This is a genomic window from Methanimicrococcus blatticola (assembly GCF_004363215.1).
GTDB lineage: Archaea > Halobacteriota > Methanosarcinia > Methanosarcinales > Methanosarcinaceae > Methanimicrococcus > Methanimicrococcus blatticola.
On sequence record NZ_SNYS01000005.1, the window covers coordinates 213,293 to 235,587 of the forward strand.

Annotated in this window: 20 protein-coding genes; 12 read left to right on the top strand and 8 right to left on the bottom strand. The window is 42.4% G+C overall.

Annotated elements, in window-relative coordinates; translation table 11 throughout:
- Positions 1-10: 10 nt before the first annotated feature.
- Positions 11-223 (top strand): hypothetical protein, encoded by a 213-nt coding sequence (locus C7391_RS01050; protein WP_133516689.1) that lies wholly within the window; start codon positions 11-13, stop codon positions 221-223.
- Positions 224-656: 433 nt separating this feature from the next.
- Here C7391_RS01050 and C7391_RS01055 read toward each other — a convergent pair whose 3' ends face one another.
- Positions 657-1,061, bottom strand: a complete 405-nt coding sequence (locus tag C7391_RS01055) for a hypothetical protein (protein ID WP_133516690.1) — start codon at positions 1,059-1,061, stop codon at positions 657-659.
- Positions 1,062-1,456: 395 nt separating this feature from the next.
- Between C7391_RS01055 and argH the strand changes: the two genes are divergently transcribed.
- The 3 genes from argH to C7391_RS01070 all read left to right on the top strand — a co-directional run bounded on the left by argH (position 1,457) and on the right by C7391_RS01070 (position 5,887).
- On the top strand, positions 1,457-2,926 hold the full coding sequence (gene argH / locus C7391_RS01060; protein WP_133516691.1) for an argininosuccinate lyase: 1,470 nt from the start codon (positions 1,457-1,459) through the stop codon (positions 2,924-2,926).
- 247 nt (positions 2,927-3,173) lie between these two features.
- Entirely contained in the window at positions 3,174-4,454 is a 1,281-nt protein-coding gene (gene gatD / locus C7391_RS01065) for a Glu-tRNA(Gln) amidotransferase subunit GatD (protein ID WP_133516692.1), read from the top strand.
- A gap of 257 nt (positions 4,455-4,711) precedes the next feature.
- Positions 4,712-5,887, top strand: coding sequence for a Fic family protein (locus C7391_RS01070; RefSeq protein WP_133516693.1), 1,176 nt, complete (start codon positions 4,712-4,714; stop codon positions 5,885-5,887).
- A gap of 20 nt (positions 5,888-5,907) precedes the next feature.
- Here C7391_RS01070 and C7391_RS01075 read toward each other — a convergent pair whose 3' ends face one another.
- The 5 genes from C7391_RS01075 to C7391_RS01095 form a co-directional block, all read right to left on the bottom strand.
- Entirely contained in the window at positions 5,908-6,900 is a 993-nt protein-coding gene (locus tag C7391_RS01075) for an energy-coupling factor ABC transporter ATP-binding protein (RefSeq protein ID WP_223610936.1), read from the bottom strand.
- Positions 6,891-7,682, bottom strand: coding sequence for a cobalt ECF transporter T component CbiQ (gene cbiQ / locus C7391_RS01080; protein WP_133516694.1), 792 nt, complete (start codon positions 7,680-7,682; stop codon positions 6,891-6,893). Before cbiQ ends, C7391_RS01075 begins: the two co-directional genes overlap by 10 nt.
- Before the next feature lie 55 nt (positions 7,683-7,737).
- Positions 7,738-8,229: a hypothetical protein gene (locus C7391_RS01085; protein ID WP_133516695.1), complete on the bottom strand. Its 492-nt coding sequence runs from the start codon at positions 8,227-8,229 to the stop codon at positions 7,738-7,740.
- A 29-nt stretch (positions 8,230-8,258) separates the two neighbouring features.
- A complete protein-coding gene (locus C7391_RS01090) occupies positions 8,259-8,975 on the bottom strand; it encodes a CbiM family transporter (protein ID WP_133516696.1) in 717 nt (238 codons plus the stop codon).
- 278 nt (positions 8,976-9,253) lie between these two features.
- Positions 9,254-9,973, bottom strand: a complete 720-nt coding sequence (locus tag C7391_RS01095) for a CbiM family transporter (protein WP_133516697.1) — start codon at positions 9,971-9,973, stop codon at positions 9,254-9,256.
- 387 nt (positions 9,974-10,360) lie between these two features.
- On the opposite strand from C7391_RS01095, the gene C7391_RS08615 reads away from it, so the two are divergent.
- The 3 genes from C7391_RS08615 (at position 10,361) to C7391_RS01105 (ending at position 12,691) form a co-directional block, all read left to right on the top strand.
- Positions 10,361-10,471, top strand: coding sequence for a symporter small accessory protein (locus C7391_RS08615; protein ID WP_324254604.1), 111 nt, complete (start codon positions 10,361-10,363; stop codon positions 10,469-10,471).
- Positions 10,472-10,581: 110 nt separating this feature from the next.
- On the top strand, positions 10,582-12,237 hold the full coding sequence (locus tag C7391_RS01100) for a sodium:solute symporter family protein (protein WP_223610937.1): 1,656 nt from the start codon (positions 10,582-10,584) through the stop codon (positions 12,235-12,237).
- A gap of 241 nt (positions 12,238-12,478) precedes the next feature.
- Positions 12,479-12,691, top strand: a complete 213-nt coding sequence (locus tag C7391_RS01105; RefSeq protein ID WP_133516698.1) for a hypothetical protein — start codon at positions 12,479-12,481, stop codon at positions 12,689-12,691.
- Positions 12,692-12,736: 45 nt separating this feature from the next.
- Here C7391_RS01105 and C7391_RS01110 read toward each other — a convergent pair whose 3' ends face one another.
- A complete protein-coding gene (locus C7391_RS01110; protein WP_133516699.1) occupies positions 12,737-13,297 on the bottom strand; it encodes a tRNA (cytidine(56)-2'-O)-methyltransferase in 561 nt (186 codons plus the stop codon).
- A gap of 305 nt (positions 13,298-13,602) precedes the next feature.
- Here C7391_RS01110 and C7391_RS01115 point away from each other — a divergent pair, with 305 nt between their 5' ends.
- From C7391_RS01115 to C7391_RS01135, 5 genes are all read left to right on the top strand, one after another.
- Positions 13,603-14,505, top strand: coding sequence for a DUF7502 family protein (locus tag C7391_RS01115; RefSeq protein WP_133516700.1), 903 nt, complete (start codon positions 13,603-13,605; stop codon positions 14,503-14,505).
- Between the two features lie 171 nt (positions 14,506-14,676).
- Positions 14,677-15,897, top strand: a complete 1,221-nt coding sequence (locus C7391_RS01120; protein WP_133516701.1) for an AAA family ATPase — start codon at positions 14,677-14,679, stop codon at positions 15,895-15,897.
- Between the two features lie 51 nt (positions 15,898-15,948).
- Positions 15,949-16,827 (top strand): DUF58 domain-containing protein, encoded by an 879-nt coding sequence (locus C7391_RS01125; protein WP_133516702.1) that lies wholly within the window; start codon positions 15,949-15,951, stop codon positions 16,825-16,827.
- A gap of 2 nt (positions 16,828-16,829) precedes the next feature.
- Entirely contained in the window at positions 16,830-18,740 is a 1,911-nt protein-coding gene (locus tag C7391_RS01130; protein ID WP_133516703.1) for a BatA domain-containing protein, read from the top strand.
- A complete protein-coding gene (locus C7391_RS01135) occupies positions 18,741-21,407 on the top strand; it encodes a hypothetical protein (RefSeq protein ID WP_133516704.1) in 2,667 nt (888 codons plus the stop codon).
- A 5-nt stretch (positions 21,408-21,412) separates the two neighbouring features.
- Here C7391_RS01135 and C7391_RS01140 read toward each other — a convergent pair whose 3' ends face one another.
- On the bottom strand, positions 21,413-22,225 hold the full coding sequence (locus tag C7391_RS01140) for a hypothetical protein (RefSeq protein WP_133516705.1): 813 nt from the start codon (positions 22,223-22,225) through the stop codon (positions 21,413-21,415).
- Positions 22,226-22,295: the final 70 nt, after the last annotated feature.

Here is a 22,295-nt window from a genome sequence, read left to right on the forward strand (position 1 = left end):
GGATAAAATCATGAACGCCACAATCGACTCAACCGATTTCAATGAATGTATCGCTTTAAACAAAACACACAAATCCGAAAATTTGACCGTATCCGCTTCCGGCGAAGATGAATTCTTCAAAGGATTGGTTCAGCGCGCTCGCTTTTACGAACAATTCGAAGATCGAAAAATCAAAATTACATATTCCGTTGTTCAAACAGATATCGGTGCTTTTACAGCCTGAATTTGATTTTTATATTACTCCGATTAATTTTTAATAAAAATATTAATTTTTAATAAAAACGGTTTAATTCATTTGCACTTTTTCTATTTTATTTGTTTTTTTCATTTTCAATCGGCGGATTAATCCGCCGGGAAATAAAACATGAGATCCGATTTTTTTCTTAAAAGCGTCCACGCCTTGAAATTATAAAAGAAATAAAATTATTTAAAAAGAGAAAAAAATTAAAAGAGAGCTTAAAATGTCAAAAATTGATATGTCAAAAATGTCAAAAGACGGAGGTTGAATCCGCAAGTTTTAGCACGGTTGTGGGCGTGCTAAGACTTGCAGACTCGGGTTTACATGTGTCTATGAGGAACGTTTCACCGTGAGGCAAACGTTTTAGAATCGTTTTTACGTTTTTAGGGAGTTTTTGTGTGTTTTACAAGGGATTGGGTTACCGGCCGTCAAAGAATTTTTTAACATCAGTTTTGACTTTATCAAATTCTTTGTCAGCTTTATCATACTGATTTTTGACTTTCTTATCGAAGTCATCGAGATATTTTTTTGCTTCTTCTTTGGTGATTTTGTTTTCTTTAACAAATTCATCCGTTCGTTTTTTAGCATCGGTATGGGATTTCGCGATGTCATCTTTTGTTTGCGTGTATCTCGCTTCAGCTTTTTTGTTCCAGTCATCATAATGCTTTTTAACTTCGTCTTTCGACATGTCCTTTTTTATCTTGTCCATGTCTGTTTTTGCATCTTCTGTTAACCGGTTCATTTCTTTTTTGGTGCAATCGATTATTCCTTCAATTTCCTCGGCTGCATCCTCAAAGAATGTTTTTAATGTTTTTTGTGTCATATAATAACCTACATTTCTGTCGGCTTTTTTGACCGTTTTTTTTAAAAGGTGGCTTTTTGTTTTATTGTTTGACCACCCTGTATATTTTACAACAATTTCATATTATATATATTTTTGCAAAATTTTGTTTGAAAACAGACTTGTATTTTTTCAAACAACTCGGAGTTTGATAATATAACGATATTTTTGTATAGTTTGTATTTTACAAGTTGCAATAAATCTTATTTTTATTAAGATATATAAATATTATTAAAGATATAATTAGAACTTATTCCTAATACGTAAGGAACTCGGGGATTATTTTAATATTTGAACACCTAACACTAACTACATTTTACACACATTTTATCATATTTTATACACATTTATGCACAAACGAACAGGATGAGACTGACATGAGTGATATTTTAAGACGCGGAAGATTAAGTAAAAGCCCCGGCGAAGAAATGCGGGCTTATACATCTTCAATGGAAGCGGACAAATGGATTTTTGAAGCCGATGTTTTTGTCGATATGGCGCATACGTTAATGCTTCAGGAACAAGAAATAATCTCAGAAGAGGATTGTTCCAAAATCCTTTCCGGCTTGCTTCAAATAAAAGAAGAAGGCATGGACACCTTGGATTTCAGTTATGAAGATATTCACATCTCGCTTGAATCCCGTTTGATTGATTTAATCGGCGAAGAAGCCGGCGGCAGAATGCATTCCGGTCGCTCACGCAATGATGAAGTCGCGACATGCATCCGCTTTGCGCTTCGCGGTGAGCTTCTTTCTTTGCTCGAAGATTTAATGAAATTGGAAACAACGCTCACAACGCTTGCGTCTGACCACATCAACACGCTGATGCCCGGATTTACGCACCTCCAACATGCACAGCCGACGACGTTCGCGCATCACCTGGCAGCACACGCAGACGCCTTTGAGCGCGATATTGCCCGCATTATTTCCGCGTACGAGCGCGTCAACATCTGCCCGCTCGGATCGGCAGCATTCGCATCTACCGGATTTCCGATTAACCGCTATGTCACCGCCGAACGCCTCGGCTTTTCAAATCCGATGACAAATTCAATGGATGCGGTCAGCAGCCGCGATTTTTTAATTGAATGCGCGGCCGCCTTTTCTAATATTATGATTAATCTCAGCCGCATGGCAGAGGAATTGATTCTTTGGTCAAGCCAAGAATTTAATTTTGTAGAACTTGATGACACATATGCATCGACTTCATCCATCATGCCGCAGAAAAAGAATCCGGACACTGCTGAATTAATGCGCGGCAAATCCGGCACCGTCGTCGGATCGCTTGCGGCACTGATGACAATCTGCAAAGGCCTTCCGCTCAGTTACAACCGTGACTTGCAGGAAGCAACGCCGCATATCATTAAGAGTGTCAATGTGACAGATGCATCCGTTCGCATGATGACAGGCATTATGGAAACATTAACAATTCACGAAGAGGTCATGAAAACACAATCCGTTGCAGGATTTACAACCGCGACGGAACTTGCCGACACAATGGTCCGGGATGCCGGAATTCCGTTCAGGACGGCACATCAAATTGTCGGAACGCTCAGCCGAATGACAACAACCCCGTCTTTAAAAGAAATCGATCAAGTTTCATCCGATGTCCTCGGTTACAAATTATCCGAGAAAGGATTGACAAAAGAAGCGGTTGCCGGTGCGCTTGATCCGCTGGGCAATGTCGAACGCAGATTAGTTGTCGGCGGCCCGGCACCGATTCAAATGCGCGACGATTTGACAGACAAAAAAAGAAGATTGGCGGCGCTTCAAAAAGAAATCTGGGCAATGGATTTAGCCGTTGAAAGAGCACTTGAAAACCTAACGGAAGAAGTTAAAACAAAAATTTGATTCTTCTGTTTCTTTTTTCATTTTTATTACATCCGTTTTTACTACAATTGTTTTTACTACAATTGTTTTATTACAAGTGTTACTACAATTGTGATCGGTCTTTGAATTATCATAAAAAATGATTATCGAAAAGATTTAATAACACGTTTCATCAAAAGCATTTATGTATTACAGTAATAATTTTAAATTAAATTTATTTCATTTTTTGAATTTCAACCAATTTTTAAAATCGATATGAGGTAACTTCATGGCATTTAAAACAGGAGATTTTGTCAAAGTCGAAAAGGACGGCGCGTTTTTTGAAGGTCACGTGATTCCGGGCGAAGCCGGCTACATCACGCTCAAAATGGTCGGCGGCGGATATGTTGCCGGATTTTTGGAAAGCGAAGTCCAAGTGACGCTTTTGCCTCCTGTTGCCGCGCCGCCCGAAGTGCCGAAACAGGTCGTCAGAAACACCGCCAAAGGCGCAGGCATTAAAATCACGCCGTCAGGCAAAAAAATCACAATCATCACAACCGGCGGAACAATTGCATCTTACGTTAACACCGAAACCGGAACGGTTCAGCCGACCTTTACAGGCGAAGATTTGCTTCTTGAAGTGCCCGAGCTTGAGGGTTTTGCGGATTTCAAAATCCGCGATGTTTTCAGCCTCCTTTCCGAAAACATGAAACCCGAAAACTGGAAAGAACTGGCGCAGGTCATTCATGATGAAATCAAAGCCGGTGCCGACGGAATTATTGTCACGCACGGCACCGACACGATGACATATTCGGCCGCTGCCGCCGCTTATATGATTGAAACACCCGTTCCGATCATCTTTACCGGTTCACAGCGCAGTCCCGACCGTCCGAGCAGCGACAATCACATGAATTTAATGTGCGCCGCCCGTGCCGCTGCCGGTGACATCGCAGAAGTTCTGATTGTTATGCACGGCTCCACGTCTGATGACTTCTGTTCCCTTCACCGCGCCGTTAAAGCCCGAAAAATGCACACATCCCGCCGCGACACATTCAAATCGGTTAATATGTTTCCGATTGCGAACATGGATTATTTCACGGGCGAGCTGACTTTCCTTTCCGAGTTTGTTGATTATTCAAAACGCGGCGAAAATATTCTTAAAATCACGCCGGCCCTTGAAGAAAAATGCGCAATCGTTAAATTCGTCCCCGGTGCCGATCCTTCAATTTTGAATTATTACATTGACAGCGGATACAAAGGAATTGTTCTCGAAGGTGTCGGTCTCGGCCACGTTTCCGATGACTGGGTGCCGGCGCTTCAAAAAGCCGCCGACAAAAAAATTCCTGTCGTCGTCACCTCTCAGTGCATTAACGGTTCAACCGCGCTCGGCACATACGAAACAGGTCTCGCGATGAGAAAAGCAGGCGTCGTTGAAGCGGTTGATCAGTTGACGGAATCTGTTTTCGTTAAATTGATGTGGCTGCTCGGCCAGGGCTTAGATTATGAAAAAGTCAAAGAATTGATTTCAACCGAAATGAAAGGCGATATGTCGTCGATGATTATTGATTAATTTCATAATTTTTTTCAACATTCTTTTAAAACTTTTTCAACAGTTTTTTACAACATTTTCAACATTTTTTAAAACATTTTTTAAAACACTTTCAACATATTTTTTAAAAACGAATTGTATTTTTCATCTTTTTTTTGAGAAGCGAAGTGAATCTCACATACTTGTTTTTTGTTTGTTTTTGTTTTAATGAATTATGAATGGTTACTAAACTGATACTTTTTGATACTTATTTATATCAGTTATTCTTTCTTTTTGTTATGGAACCTAAAAATTTAACTCAAATGCTGACGGACAAAAATACGTTCAGTTTTTCCAAATTGAAATACAAATACGGGGAGGAAAATTTCAGCGAATATTTAACGATTCTCTCTGATTTTTTTTATCGGAAAGTTCCGCTTGAAAATTTCTCGGGACAGAAATTTGTTTATTCGCCCGCCCAAGTTCAAATTGTTTCCCAAAGTTTGAAACAGCTGATGCGAAATTATTCCGGTGAAAAATACGGCATGAAAGCAATGGAAGATGAAATTATTTCAACGCTTTCAATTGAAAAAATTGATACGAAACGAGAAAGCGTTCGGGAAATATTAAACGGGAAAGCCCCGCAATCCCAAAATGAAGAAAAGGCTTATGGAATCAAACGGGGGCTGGATTTTATTTCAGATCCGGCCAATCAAATTACGGTTGAGAATCTGCGCAAACTCTACCAAATCACAATCAATGATTTTCTGGAACCGGATGTGAAACTGCCGCCCGACTTATTATATCGCAATGATGCCGTTTACGTCGTCGGCTCTTCCGGACACTCTGTTCATTCGGGATTGGCAGTTGAAAAACTTCCGGCTTACATCAATCAACTCATTCGGTTTATTGATGATGATCATGATGAAATTGACCAGGTCTTAAAATCCGCGATGATTCATTATGACTTCGCTTACATACATCCTTATTTTGATGGCAACGGCCGAATGGCTCGACTTTTACAGCTTTGGTATTTGGTTCAAAAAGGATACACTTCCGCGTTATTCATTCCGTTTTCGCTTTTCATCAATCAGAATAAAACCGGTTATTACAAATCTTTCAAATTGATTTCCGAAAATCAAACTGAAACCGGAATTCCGGATATGACACCGTTTCTGCATTTTTTCACGCAAAACGTATTTTCCCAATTTGAGAATTACAACGTCAACGAAGATTTGCTGATGCGGTTCAAAACGGTTTTAGAAGCCGGTCAAATGACAAAAAAAGAACAAGAACTTTTCCAATTCGTTTTGTCACATTACGGAACCAATGAATTCTCAACAAAAGATTTAGAAAAAGATTACCGGAACGTCGCTTACGCAACGGTTCGAACATTTGTTTTGAAATTTGAAGAAATGGGATTGCTGAAATCACATAAATACGGGGCGCGAGTGAAATATTCGATTAAGGAATAAATCGGATCAGGATTGATTTTTTAATCAATTCTCTCAATCCGTTGTTGGAATGCCGTTCGCAATTTAATCATTTCTTCATGAGAATGATCGTGCGTGTGCAAATGAATATGACCGCCGCTTTCTTCCATTTGTGTCAGAATTTCTTCAACCGCTTCGTCAAAACTGAGCGGCAGTTCTTCGCAATCAAATCCGATGGAAGAGAGGAGTTGGAAGAATTTGAAAATGTCTGAGGCTTCTAAATTGTTTTCTTCAAGAAGGCCGGGGTTTGAGAAAATATCTCTGGGGGTTCCTGTTTCAATGATTCTTTTGTTGAGGACGAAAACCTTGTCGGCCAATTCAGACAGGAGATTCACGTCGTGGGTTGAAATGATGATTGTCATGCCGTCAGCATTCAGTTTGTTTACGATTTCCAAAACGTCGCGCTTACTTTTCGGGTCCAGGTTCGCGGTCGGTTCATCTAAAATAAGCACTTTCGGCTTCATGGAAATAATGGATGCCAAAACGACTTTTTTCTTTTGTCCCAAACTGAGGTGATGCGGAACGCGGGTTTTTAAATCAGCGATGCCGGTCATTTCGATTGCTTCTTCCACGCGCTGTTCGACTTCTTCTTTGGAAAGGCCGAGGTTGAGCGGGCCGAAGGCGACATCATCAAAAACGGTCGGCATGAAAAGCTGATTGTCAGGGTCGGCAAACATAATGCCGACTTCTTTAACACGCTCTGTCGGGTTCATGTCGGCGACATCTTTGCCGTTGATGAAAATATGACCCTTGCTTTTAATTGTTGAATTCATATGAAGGAAAAGGGTCGTTTTTCCGGCGCCGTTCGGGCCGACAACCGCGACTTTTTCCCCGGAATAAATGTCAAAAGAAACATCATCCAGCGCGAGCTTGTTTTTTGGATAGTGGTATGTTAAATTCTTGACGGAAAGAACAGGCATGCTTTTTTCATCAACATTTTCAGGTTTATCATTTAATGTGTCAGTGTTCATCTTTTTCTCTTCCGTTAAATCCATGAATTTAATATTCCGCTTTGAACAAGTGCGGGAATGTGAATGGCAAGCGCAACGACGATTGCAACCGAAACGAACGCGTAATCTTTGGCATGCATTTTGTTTTTCGTGATAATCGTCGGCTTTCCGGTGTATCCTTTCGCAACCATAGAGCGGTAAACATCGTCACCGCGCTCGAAACTTTTGATCAGCAGCATGCCGAGCATATTGGCAATGGATGAAAACATACGCATCGAAAGAGTCGGCCGAAATCCTTTCGACGTCATGGAATTTTTCATGTTTTCCAACTCATCTGAGAAAACGAAAATATAACGATAGGAAAACATCAAAATCTGAAGCAAGAAAACCGGCATTTTCAAATCATATAAAACTTTGACAATCATGTCAAAACGCGTTGTCGCCAAAAGAACGGTTAGCATAATAATGGCAGACGTTGCGCGAATTAAAATCAGCGCGGCATCCATCGCGCTTTCTTTTGTAATATCTAAAAATCCGATCGACCAAAGGATTTCACCCTCACCGCCGCTGAGAAGCAGTGCCGCGGCAAAAATCAAAATAAATAAAAAAGGAGACCAAATTCTTCGAGCAACGAATTTGATCGGCAGTTTCGCAATCAAAATCATTAAAAAGGAAAGAAGAAGGGCAAACGTTGCCATATAAATATCTTTGACAATCGCAACGGAAATAACCATTGCCAAAACAGCAACCACTTTCGTCGTCGGGTTCATACGGTGAACCGGTGAATTCTTGGCATACAAGTATGAATCGATTCCGAATTGGGCCATTCTTCCACTGTCCTTTTTGATTACATTAATCTTTTGCTGACTGTATTTCTTTTGTTTATTTGGATTTATTCATCTTGCGGGCCTGCAAATACATGATAATGCCGGCAATACCGACGATCCAGCCGAGGCCTGCGCCGATTGTAAAGAGGGACGGACCTTCTGTTCCAAAGATCAGACTGCCGCTGCCCGAGCTTCCGGATCCGCTGCCTGAGGGCGCGTCAACATCAATTTTCTTTGAAACTGCGTGTTCGCCTTCAACCACTTTGACGCGGTAGGAGGAAACGCCGGATTTGAGTTCAAATGTGTAATTGCCGTTTGCATCTGTTTTATCTTTTAAATATTCTGTTGCTTTTCCGGAGGCATCAAGCGTTTCAACAGTGACGTCGCAATTTGCCATCGGGTCGCCGCCTTGGTAATAAGAATGGGTTGAGATGTTGTTGCCGTTTGCCTCCCAACTCATGTAAACGCCGTGGGCAGCGGCAGGCGCAACCAGCAAAGTTAAAATTAAAAGCGCGGCTGCCAAATATTTCAGTTTATTTTGAATCATTTATTTTCTCCTTTTTTATTCAATCATTTTTAATTTTTTTGTTTGAGATGATATTGTTCAAGCATCTCCGGCTTGACTTTTTCGATAAACGGCAGGATGAAAGCACTGATGACGGCTTCTGCAAGCATCAGCGGGATATTCATCAGGAATATCATAAAGAATGTTAAGAGTCCCGGTGTATTTTGTAAGACGTCGGCGATATTTGAAAGAATCGGAATGCCTGAGACTCTGTCAAGCATTGCGCCTAAACTGCCGAAGTCAACGCCCGAGACGTAAAAGATAATTCCGAGAAGGATTGTCGTAATTGTCACGGCAATGAAACTGGTGACAGCGCCTGAAAGCCAGGACGGGGATTTTGTTTTGGACAAGGCCATGAAAACTAAATATCCGCAAAGCGCGGGAACGCCCATCAAAAGACTGTTGACGCCGAGAACGGTAATGCCGCCGAATTGAAGCAAAATGGCCTGAAGAAGCAGGCTGATGAAAATGCAAACAAAGGCGAGCGGACCGAGCATAATTCCTGCCAAGCCTGCCAGCATTAAATGCAAAGATGTCGGCGGCACAGGAATTCTGAACATACAGGCAACGAACAGCGCGGCAGTCATTACCGCCGCCTGAGGCACTTTCTCGGTCAAGTTGCCGACTTGTTTTTTACTCCACGCGATGCTGACAACCAGCAAAATAATTGTTAAGATCCAACCGGCCGCAAGAACCCATGTCGGAAGAATGCCGTCTGAAATATGCATATTTCTGATTCCTTAAGATTATCACAAATTTAAATTTAATTTACCTTTATTTTTAATCAGGTATAATGAAGAAGACACCCAAAAATTTTTAAAAAACATTTTCATTTGAGTTTCTTCAATTAATGCTGATTTTTAGTTATAAGGATTTCTAATTCGATAACAGTTCTAATCTTTAAAGATAATATGTTTTGAGAGTTGTCAAAGGCATTCAGTTTACCGAGTTCATTTTAAACCGAATTTTCGGATTCCGAATTCAATCTGCTAAGAATGTTTCGATTTCAATCTGTCCTGTTTTTCCCGTCAATTTTTTCTTCTAACATCTCCGGTTTTACTTTTTCGATAAACGGTACAATAAATGCACAAATAATTCCCTCAATAATCATCAGCGGTAAATTCATTAAGAACAACAGGAAAACGGTCAGACCGAAAGATGACCCTGCCAAAGCGGAAACAATTGACGACAAAACAGGAATGCCTGACGCGTAATCCGCTAATGCATTCAAGCTGCCGAAATCAATGCCGGCCGCTAAAAAGACAACGGCCAGCAAAAGCGTTGACAAGAAGATTGAAAAAGCACTTGCAAGTCCGGCGGAAACAGCCGTATTTTTTTTCTTTAAAAGTGCTTTGTAAACAAACCAGGCGATGATTGCAGGCAATCCCATAACAACGCTGTTGACGCCGAGAACCGTAATGCCGCCGTTTTGGAACAACAGTGCCTGAAGAAGCAGGCCGATGAAAATACAGATCAATGCAAGCGGGCCGAGCAAAATGCCGACCAATCCACTGAGAACCAAGTGAAGCGACGTTGGCGGCACCGGCACCCTGAATAAACAGGCAACGAAAAATGCCGCCGTTACAACCGCGATGAGCGGAATTTTTTCGGAAATATTTCCGAATTTTTTCCGGCTCCATCCAATCGTAATAATGAGAAGAATAATGAGTATAACCCAGCCGGCCGCTAAGACGCCTGCCGGTAAAACGCCTTCTGAAATATGCATAATATATAATCTCCCGTGAAAATATAATTCATAAATAATTGATATGTTTATTTATCTTTTGCTACAAATTCGGTCGTTTGTAATACTCAAACGCCGCATTTGACTTTCTTTCAATTAACAAGATTTTGATTGGATGACAAAATTATGATTGGACAAAATTTTGATTTAATTTTTTGAATTGGTGCTTCGGTTCTGAAAACATCATTTTGACATAATCTTTATATATTGTGAATATGTATCATGCTATCAAATGACATGGTAGTAATTGACATACATTTTGTCAATGCAGTCGCTTTCGAATGAGACTTTCTGCTTTTATATCATGACTTCATTTATACTGAAATTTAAATTCGGCTTTGCCGGATAAAATTAAACAGGACTGGTAAAATGATTCTCGGAATCCCCGACCCGCTGATTTTGGCGGCTTACCTTCTGTGTTTCATATCAGCGATCTGGTGCATGTTTTACGGCATTCGTCACTGGAATGACACAGATTAATTATCAATAATTTGTCAATAATTAGACAGAACAATCAAAGAACAGAACAATCGGCTGAATGGCCGATACAGAACGAATTGAAATTACAGAAAAGGTTTACAGGTTAACTTATGACAGGATTTTCCCTCTCTTCATTATTTGAATCGTCTTCGGGCTTGAATATGCCGATATTCGTTGTATTGGTGATTCTTTATCTCGGAATCACTTTCGGTCTTGCCTGGTACGGTTATAGGAAGACGAAGGATGCGGCGGACTATATGGTTGCCGGCCGCAAAACGCACCCACTGATTATGGACATTTCCTACGGCGCAACGTTCATCAGTACATCCGCCATTATCGGATTCGGCGGTGTCGCCGCGTCTCACGGCATGAGCTTGCTTTGGCTGGCTTTTTTAAATATCCTTGTCGGTATTATCATTGCTTTTCTGGTTTTCGGCCCGAGAATGCGCAAAATGGGAAAACAGCTTCATGCATCTACTTTCCCGGAGTTTTTGGGCAAACGATTCAAATCCCGTGGCATTCAGTCATGGGTCGGCTTATTCATTGCCGTTTTAATGCCGCTTTACGCTGCCAGCGTTCTCATCGGCGCGGCCCGTTTCATTGAAACAACACTCGGCATTGATTACACAACCGCTTTGCTGATTTTCACAATTATTGTCGCAATTTACGTCATCGTCGGCGGTTTAATGTCAATCGTTTACACCGATGCCTTCCAAGGCGGCATTATGTTTATCGGCATGGCCTTCCTGTTGATTTTCACTTACATCAAACTCGGCGGTGTTGTTGAAGCGCATACGGCACTGACGAATATGTCTTACCTTGTTCCTGAATCTCTGACCGCAATCGGCCATCGCGGATGGACAATGATGCCTGAATTCGGGTCACAGCTCTGGTGGACAATTATCTCTTCGCTGGTCTTAGGTGTCGGTATCGGTATCATCGCGCAGCCGCAACTTGCCGTTCGTTTCATGACCGTCAAAGACAACAAGACGCTCAAGAGAGCCGTTTTCGCAGGCGGCCCGTTCATCTTTATGATGGCCGGCGTTGCTTACATTGTCGGTTCATTGTCAAATGTTTGGTTCTTCAATGAAACCGGAATGATTGCGCTTGAAGCCGTCGGCGGCAACGTTGACTCAATCATCCCTGCGTTCATTAACGGCATCATGCCCGAGATCTTCATCATGATTTTCACGCTCAGTTTACTGTCCGCAGCCATGTCAACCGCCGGATCTCAGTTCCACACCATGGGAACCGCCGTCGGATACGATGTGATTAAAAACGGAATCTTAAAAGGACGCTCAACCAACACGATTCTCTTTTCAAGAATCGGTATGGTCATCACAATTATTGTTGCCGTTATTTTGGCATTCCAGCTCCCGGGAAGCATCATCGCAAGAGCGACCGCTGTCTTCATGGGCATTTGTACATCCGCGCTTCTGCCGATGTACGCCGGCGGCCTTTTCTGGAAAAAGATGACAAAAAAAGGTGCTTACGCCAGTTTCTTCACGGGACTCGTCGTTTCGATTTTCTGGTACGTCTTTGTTCACGCATCAGAAGCCGTTCCGTTCCGTATCTGTCAGATTTTGTTCGGCCAGCCAACCCTTTTGACCGGCATGTGGACATTTATCGACCCGATTCTGATTGCAACACCGCTTGCGATTATCGCGGCAATCGTCGTCAGTTTAAAAACACAACCGCCGGAAGAAAAATTCATAGAAGAAATATTTTCGGAAAATGAAGAAAGTGAAGCTGCAAATGCAGCTTAATTTTTTATTTCCAATTTTTGCTTTTTTCATTTAATTTTCTCAATTTAAATGATTTAAGATTTGTTTTTATTTTTTTCAATTTCTTTTTTAATATAAGTAAAAACCAAAAGCAACCGCCTGCTAATTTCCGATTTTGAATGGAGCGAAGTGAAGAGAGAATCTCGAATTAATTATATAATTTGTATCTGCTTTGTAATGCTCTTCTGCTTTGCTGTGCCTGTTAGTTCTACTGCGTCTGTCTGTGCTGTTGCACCGGTCTGATCTGTTTGTGCTGCTGCGCTCATCTGCTCTTTCTTATCACATCCGTTCGCTTGCGCGAACGTGGCCACTGCTGCCTGCCGTCTGCATTGCCTCCGCTGCCTGCCATTTGAGTTCCTGCCGCTGTCTACTGTCGGCAACGCCGCGCGCGAGTGCACCGTTTTTATATATCGCAAATCCGAGAAATGTTTTTTAAAAATAATAAAAAGAGAGTTGAAAGTTATAATAAATGAAACAAAATTTAATGCTCTTGTCTGTTTTTCTCTTTTAATTCATCATCATGAATGACTTTTTTTCCTTTCGCCATCGGAACCACCGTCAATTCCGCGTTTTCAAAGGGAACGGTCAGCGGGTCTGTCTCTGCGATTCTGTCCATTGTGATCGCAAGCGCGGCCACTTCCGAGTGCGGCTGGTTGCCGACGGCGACGTTCCAGTCCGCCAATTCGTAAATTTCACCGGGAACCTTTTCGGCACCGACAATAATCATTAATTTATTCTGTTTTTTTAATTCGGGAACCGCGTCGGGGAGGTTGATGCCGTACATGGACAAGTGGCACACTTTTCCGCCTTGCGCCTGCCAATCTTTAATTTCCTTTGTCATACTGACATTGTTTCTGACAAAAAAGTCGCCGCCCCAGCGGCCTGTCATCTCTTCAATGTTGTCCGTTATTTTTTGATCGTCAGACGCCAAAAACATACCGCTTGCGCCGAGCGCGCGAGCAGTGAGGCCGACATGCGTTGTGATGCGCTTGTCTCTTTCGGGGCGATGACCGAGTCTTAAAACAACAATTTCTTTTTTCATTTTTAACTTCACCGATTTGCTTTTCAACTCTCTGATAAATTTTATAACCTTTATTAAAATTTATATCTTTTTTATGTTGAAATCAACAGATATCACCACAAACACCACATAACATTTAAATGATTATTGCTTCATTTTACATTATATATTAAAATTGAAATTTCAAAATCGTTTGCATTTCATATAAAATTTTAAATAATGTAACAGATATTGTTGACAATCTCTAAAGTATTATTTGATCAATATATCTCTTATAAATAACGAATTAAAATTTAATGAAAAACGAACAAAACAGAGGGATCATCTTGGATCTTGAAATATTTACACGCAAAATGGATTCGGTTATACGTCGCTATCGTACGATTTATGACCTGTTGGAATTCTTGGCAATCGCTTTAATTACTCTTTTGATTGCCGTTTTTTTCAATTTAGACGATATTTTCAAACTCATCCCGTTAACGGAACCGTACGTCGGTTTATCTCCTGACATTCCGTTCTTTTCAATCACTTATGAAACAATTTTCATGTTCTTCATCGTTTGTCTGTTCTCGCTTTTAATCTTGGAGCTGACAGAAAAGAATGTCAAAAGAATCTACAAGCTTTTCAAGAAAGCACCGCCCCAGCGCAAAAAATCTCAGGACATCGTCGAAGACACCTATCCTGAGTTGAAAGACCGTTTGAAAACCGCGTACGACCACAGAAACGCTGATCCGAACAATTTCATCATCACCGAACTCAAAACATCCGTTTCGAGTGACGTGGAAGGTGTTTCAACTTCAGACCTGATTGACAGAAAACGCGTCGGTTACAGCCTGGCGGCAATTGTTGTTGCCGGTCTTTTCTTGGGCTTTATCTTCTTTACAGGATTCACGGGACCCTTTTCACCGGGCGACATTTATGACCGATTCCCAAACGGCACAATCACACAACCGCCGTTGGATGAAAACACATCGTCTAACAACTCTTCCAGCATCCCGACGGAAGCCCCGCCGATTGCGGCGGAACCCGGTGTTGATATAGACGTCACACTACCGCCCGGCGCGGGAACAGGTCCCGGGGATATGCTTGAAGGCGCAGAAAACAATTTCACCCCGTCAACGCCCTACCCGCCCGAAAGCTTAAGCTCCCATCACTTTTATGATACGCTGCCGGCCGGCTACGAAGATATCATAAAAGATTATTTCAAGAAATTGGCTGAAAACAGCTGATTTCATTTTAATTCTCATCAATTCAAAATAATTTCATAATATTCATTTCAAAAAACATTCACTGAAACACCATTCATTTCAATCATTAATTCACTTTTAATACTTCAACTTAAACACATTCACTTAAACACATTCAATACAAAGCACATTCAATACAAAGAGGAAAATAAAATGGAACCGGAAACAAATGAAACATCTTACCGCTACTCAAAAAACAATTTAAACGACACCGACTCAAAAAAAGAATTTGCAGAATCGGCAGAAACAGCAGAAACAGCAGCCGACTCAGAATCATATGCGCCTGATGCGAATGTTTCTGACTCGCCTGCCGCAGAGCCTGCTGTCTACAGCGCGCCCGAGTCTGTCGCAGACCCCGCACTTTTAAAGACATATGAAAACGCTCACAAAATTTTCACGACTTTGTTTGATGAAATCGGAAAAGTCATTGTCGGACAGCAAGAAGTCGTTGAACAAGTCATGATCGCGCTTCTCTGTAACGGTCACGCTCTTTTAGAAAGTAACCCCGGTCTCGGTAAAACATTGACAATTTCAACCATTTCAAAAGTGGTCGACCTTTCCTTTAATCGTATCCAGTGTACGCCTGACTTGATGCCGGCCGACATTACCGGTACCACAATCGTGGAAGAACACGGCGGCGACAAAAAATTCCGTTTTGAACACGGCCCGGTTTTCGCCAACATCGTTTTGGCTGATGAAATTAACCGTGCTTCCCCGAAGACGCAATCCGCGCTTTTGGAAGCCATGCAGGAAAAACAGGTTACTGTTGCCGGTCACACCTATCCGTTGGACAAACCGTTCTTCGTTTTGGCAACACAGAACCCGATTGAACAGGAAGGAACCTACCCGCTTCCGGAAGCACAACTCGACCGTTTCCTCTTAAAAATTCTTGTTCCGTATCCCGATTATAAAGAAGAGCTTGAAATCGTTAACCGCTACACTGCTCAATCTTCACCTGCAACGTCACGCGGTATCTCCAAAGACACTTTGGTCAGCCTTCAGAAATTAACAAAAGACGTTCCGATTGCGGAAGATTTGAAAACCAGAACAATTCAGTTGGTTATTAAAACACGTGACGGTGGCGCAATTGAATACGGCGCATCCCCGCGTGCATCCATTGCCATTATCTTGGCCGCCAAAGCCCGCGCTTTGATTCACGGCCGCAATTATGTCGCCGAAGAAGACGTTATCGCCATATCTTACCCGGTTTTGAGACACAGAATTATTCTCAGCTTCGAAGCGGAACGCTCCGGTGTCACACCCGACGACGCGATTGAAGACCTTCTCATTGACGCAGGCTTCTTAAAACCCAAGCCGCAGGAGAATGAATCTTCAGGTCTTCGCGCCAAATTGCCGTTCGGTGCCAAAAAATAATTTCAGCCGAATCAAGTATCGATTTGTAAACACCAATTATGCTGAAAAATCATGGCTGAAACAAAACATAATTTCGACATTGAGTTTCTCAGGCAGCTGGACCGCTATAACATGGCGATTCGAAAACGCGTGTCCACTGTTTATGCCGGAAACCGCCCGTCAACGCGTATCGGAAAAGGCATTGACACGGTCGGCTATCGAGAATACTATCAAGGCGACGAAATGAAAGACATTGACTGGAAGGCTTATTCCAGAACCGAAAAACTTTACGTCCGCCAATTCGAAGAAGAGAAAACATTAACGGCGCACATCTTATTGGACGCCAGCAAAAGTATGGATTTCCCCGACGGCAACGTCAAAAAATACGAATACGCCGCGATGATGGCTTTGGGCGTCGCTTATACCGTTTCGCGCAAAAACGACAAATTTGCGATTTCAACATTCAATGAAAATATTGAAATCAACGCCCCAAAACGCGGCATGAGATATTTGCTTGAACTGACGGACAGATTGGCTTCCTACGAATTGGAAGGAACAACCGATTTAGACGTCTGTACGCACAAATATGAAAAACTCATCAAATCCAGATCTCTTGTCGTTATTATTTCTGATTTTATGGAAGATATCAAACACATCGAATCTTCCATTCACCGTCTTTCCGGAAACGATTTGATTTTGATTCAAGTGTTGGATCCGTTTGAAAAGAATTTGCCGATTAAAGGCGATTCCAGATTCTTTGATATGGAAACCGGTGACGAAATGAAAACTTATTTGAGTGATTCTTTCAGAAACAATTATTTGAAAGAATTAGAAAATCACAACGCGGCAATTGACGGCATTTGCAAAAAAACCGGCGCCAAGTTTTATTCATTTACAACAGACGTGCCTGTGTTTGATTCCTTTTTACAGATTATTGACAGAGGTGCATAAATATGGCAATTGCAGACTCATTGTCCTCTCTTCCTTTTATTTTTCCGCTGGCATTACTCGGTCTTCTGTCGATTATTCCGCTGATTATTCTGTATATGCTTCTTCCCAAACCGTTTAAAGTAAGCATGCCTTCGGTCATGTTTTTAATGAGAGTGGAAGAATCACGCGAAAAAATTTATTCTTCAATTACAAAAATCGTCCGCGATCCGCTTTTCATCGTGCAGCTGTTTGTTCTCATCATGCTGGCGGTGGCCGCAGCCGGTCCGTACATTTTATCTTACGACACGCTGAGCGACAAAAACACAGTCATTATTATTGACGGGTCGGCCAGTATGCAAATCGGCGACCGTTTCGCTGAAGCGCAGCGTGACGCGCCGCGTTACCTCAGCCAAGTCAATACGGTTATTTTGGCCGAGTCCACGCCGGTGATTATTGCCGAAAATGTCAGCGCGGCGGATGCCGAGCGGGCAATCAAAGGGCTGTCTTCAAAAGCCGTGACGGCAGATATCGGATCTTCCATGGCCACAGCATCCAGCATCCTTTCCGCGAAAGGCGGCTCAGTTTACGTTTTGTCCGACTTTACCGCTTGGGACGGCTTGAATCCGATGGAGGCAAAGAACCTTCTCGGCAGCGGTTTAGACGTGACTTTTGTTCCGTACGGAACGCCCACGAGCAACAATTTGGCAATTATTAACGGTTATTTGGAGAAATCCAACGGAACTTACAACTATTATTTCATGGTCCGCAATTACGATACGGGCGTTAAATCCGTTTACGCCAATGTGACAACCACCCTCCCCAACGGTTCAAAATTGGTTTATTCCCCGCTGACCGTTTCTGTTCAGGGTGACAGCGTTGAAACATTCGTTTTCAAAAATGTCCGCAGCGGAACAACCGAAATTAAATTAATCACCTCTGACGCGATTGAATCTGATAATTATGCTTATATTTCAATTCCCGGAACGCAATCTGCTGATGTTCTTTACATCTCAGATGCCGGCGGAACTTTGCCGTCTGAGGTCGCGCTTTCATTGATTCCGGAACTGACAGTAACAAGTATTGAAGAAGTTCCGGAATCGCTTTCGATGAGTTACAGCTTTGTTGTCGTGAATATGGGCGACCATGTGCTGACAAGCGAAGAAGTGGATACGCTGCATACTTATGTTTCAAACGGCGGCAATTTGGTTTTTGTTGCCGGCAAATATTTGGAAGCCGCCAATCAAACTGTCAATTTATCAAAAATGCTTCCGGCTCGCATTAATTCAACCGTTTCCAGCATTGACGGCACACAAATTTATGCGGTCGGCAGTGATTTCACAAGCGACTTGGATTTGAACAGCGTTTACATGAGAACGTATCTGAATGCGGAAACCCGTGACTTGTCGGCGACGGCTTATCCGGTCATGACAATGGAAGGCGTTCCGATTATCGCTTACGGTCCGTACAATAACGGAACGGTTTTCTACTTCGGTTTGAACGATCACTCCGGAGAAGACGCGTGGAACAACTTCGCAAGTTTCCCGGCATTCCCTGTCTTTTGGATCCGCATTGCCGATTACTTTGCCGGCATCGGTGACATTTCCGAATACAATGTGAAAGCCGGAACCATCATGACGCTCTCGGCAGACACTGAGATTCTGACCCCCAACGGCAAAACGACAACAAACCGCGTTTTGTTTGATACGGTCGGCGTTTATACAATCGGTTCAAAGAAAATCGCTGTCAATATGTATAATGATAAAGAATCCAATACGGTGACCGAACGGATGACGGGGCTTGAAAATGCCAACGAAGGCGGTGAATTGCCGACACAATATGAAATCAAGACGAACATATTCTATATTTTCGCAATATTGGCGGCACTGCTTATGATATTGGAACTTTATTTGCTCAGAAAACGGGGGGATATTTAAATGTATTTTGAAATGCCGATGCTGCTGCTTTTAATCATTCCCGCCGTTTTGATTGGTATTTATTTCTTCAAAAAGGCACTCGGGAATAAGCAGAAGCTTCTTGTCGGCTCACGCACGGTTATTGCGATAATTTTAATTATTGCGCTTGCGAATCCGGTTTCGTTTATGACCGTAACGCGAACGGATGTCAATCCGGATATGGTGCTTGTTGTTGACAACACGCCGAGTATGAATTATTTTGGAAAAGGTGCCGGTCAAGAGCTTTATGATTATTTCTCGGACAAATTCCAACTCAAGTATGATACGCTTGGCGGAAATTCGACCGCGCTCGGTGAAAAAGTGGCTCAGTACGCTGACGGCAAAAATCAGATTATTTTGGTATCAGATGGGAACAGCAACTATGGAAAAACACTTGAAGAAGGCATTGATGTTGCCGTTCAGACAAACACAACCGTGTCCGCTGTTATACCGGCGTTGGAGCGCAATGATTTAAGCATTGAAATTTCCGGCGACAAGTCTGTTATTTACAGCAATGTCCAGGAATTCGGAATCACGGTTCGTCAAGCCGGTACCGGTGATGTCACTTACAATTATGTTGTCAAACAGAACAACAACACGATTCTGAATGAAACATTTACGATGACAGACGGCGAACAGGAAAAGACAACTTATTTCCAAACCCGTTTCATGTATCTTGGAACGCACACGCTTGAAGCGACATTAACGTCTTCCGCGGACACCGATCCGATCAATAATGTTTTTAAGAAATCCATTTACGCAATTGAAAAACCGGATGTGATTGTTGTCACGTCCGAATCGAATGCTTCTTTAACGCAAGTGGCAGGCTCGCTTTACAACGTCACAGTTGTTAAAACGCTTTCAGAGTTCGGCGACAGATTGCCGGATGCGTTGGCTTCTTCAAAGACTGTCATAATAGACGATATGTATATCGGAAACATGACTGAAGAAGAAGTCGCTTATTTGAAAGAATATGTTTCAGAGGGCGGCGGCTTGATGGTTGTCGGCGGTAAAACGTCTTTCGATTATCCGGTCGGGCATTCATACTTGGATTCTTCATTTGAAAAATTGCTTCCGGTCGTTTCCGTTCCGTCTGATTGGGAAGGGATTCAGGATGTCTATCTTTTCATTGACGTTTCCGACAGTGCCAGTACTTGGGGGGCCAACAATGAAACGCTTTTGTCAAATATCAAAAAATCTGCCGTAAATATCATTGAGAGCGATTATTTCAAAGAGGCGAATATTACTTATTTCACAATCGGTGACCAATCCCGTAATGATACCGGTGAATTCTATTTCGTCGGCAATCCGCGTGAATCAGAAGCTCTTAAAAAAGAAATCGAAGATTTGAAAACCGGCGACGGTCAAACGGATCTTGTTCATACTTTTGACCGCGCGATTCCGGTCATGGAAAACAGATCCGGTCAGCCGCTTGTCATCATCATTTCAGACGGTAATTTGCTGAACCAGCGAACTTACAATGAGTTGCTGCGTTCTGTCAATCAGGCTGATAAATACGGCGCATCAATGCTTTTCATGAACATTTACACCGGCGGTTCCAAACGCCCGAATCAATTCAATGATTCCCGCGGCAACATTTATGCCAAGTCTTTAATGAGAAATTATAAAGGAGACGGCGTTTATGTGGAATCCAATCAGGGTCTTCCGATTTATCCGAATTTCACACAGATGTTCGGCGAAGTCGAAAATCCCAATGAAAATGTGACGGAAGCCAGTCTTTATATTTCGAATCCGAAACATTTCATTGTTCAGGGATTAAACATCAGCGGAACAAATATCAGCGGCTACAACGGCGTTACGCCGAAAGCAGGTTCTGACAAATTGATTATTGCAAGCGACGGTTCTCCTGTTTTGACGGTTTGGCGTTACGGTCTCGGGCGTGTTGCTGCGCTGACGACTGATAACGGTGTCGGCAACGGCAATTATTGGGCTTCCGAGCTCTATGCGGCACCCGGCTCAAAGGTGATTTCGGCGACGACGAATTGGGTTATGGGCGATCCGAATAAGGAGAGCGGTCTTGTGATTGACTGTCCGGATACTTATGTCGGTCAGCCGGTGACGCTGCGCGTTAATATGTATGATGCGGGCATTCCCGTTCTGATGCTGAATGATCAGAAGTTGCTTTTGACAATGGAGTCGGAAGGCGTTTATGTGACGGAATTGACTTTTAATCAAACCGGCACATACAATATTTCCGGTTATCCGGTGACGGTGAATTATCCGCTTGAATACCGCAATATCGGTGTTTATCAGGATTTCCGCAAATTGATTGAATCCACCGGCGGCAATATTTACACCGTTGAGCAGGCCAAGGCACTTTATATCAAAAACAACGGCGATAAAACAACTTATCAAACCCGCGAAGCTGTCAGTTTCAATGTTTACTTATTGCTTCTCGCACTGGTCATTTTCCTGGCGGAAGTCATTTACCGCCGTGTCACTGAAATCAAAGAGTTGAAACGGCTGCACGAAGAATATGATAAACGTGAAAAAGAATCCCCCGGAGCGCCGCCGCCCAGGCCGGATATGTCACAATTCAGGCGTCAAAACGACATGGTTGCGGATGCCAAAGGTGACGCCAAGAAGTTCCTGGCGAAAATGAAAGATAAAACGAAAAAGAATAAGTGAAAGGATTACTCCTTTCCTTGTTTTCTCTTTTTTTGAATCATTATTCCAACAACGGCTGCAAGCATCGTTAAAAATGCCAACAGAAGTATAATGCCGCCTTTTTTCATGAAATCATTTCCATATTTGTTTTCGTCATCAATGCCGTTTGAATTGTTCTCGTTTTTGCCGTTTTTATTTTCACTTCCATTTTTTGTTTCATTCTTCATTTCATTCTTCGTTTCATTCTTCGTTTCATTCTTTTTATTTTCCGGGTCTGACATTGTCAAGCCGGCCCCGGCCCCGCTTTTTCCGCCGGAAGTTTTGCCGGTTGAATCCGAACCCGTCAATTGTATCGGAATAATATAACCGACAGGCGTTTGCGTATCGGGATTGCGGATGATTTTTAATTTGTATTCCGCATCCGCTGAATTTGATTTAACGGCTTGAGCCGGAATTACGATTTTCAATTTTTTAGAATCTCCCGGGAGGAGTGTTATTTTTGAATCTGATAATTCAAAACCCGAGCCGAGGTCCTTTTTCCCGCCGTTTTGTTCAATATAACAAATGTATTCGGTTGCCGTGTCTCCCGTATTTGTTAAAATGACCGTTTTTGTCTCAATCGCGTTATTGGTTTTTGAATCAATTTCCAATTTCATCGGCGCAATTGAATCGCTGATAACAATGTCTGTTTTTGTTGCAGGATCCGGCTCGGAAAGTGCAATGTTTATAGTTCCTCCGGCAATGACCGTGAGCAGCAATAAAATAATTAAAAATCGAATCGGATTATTCATTCCATTTTTTGTTGCTTTTGTCGGTTTTGTTTTCTTTATTTTTGTCAAATTCTCACCTGAAGGCAGAAATTTCTTAGAAATCCTTAAAGCATTTGATTTTTTCAAAAAACGAAACTTT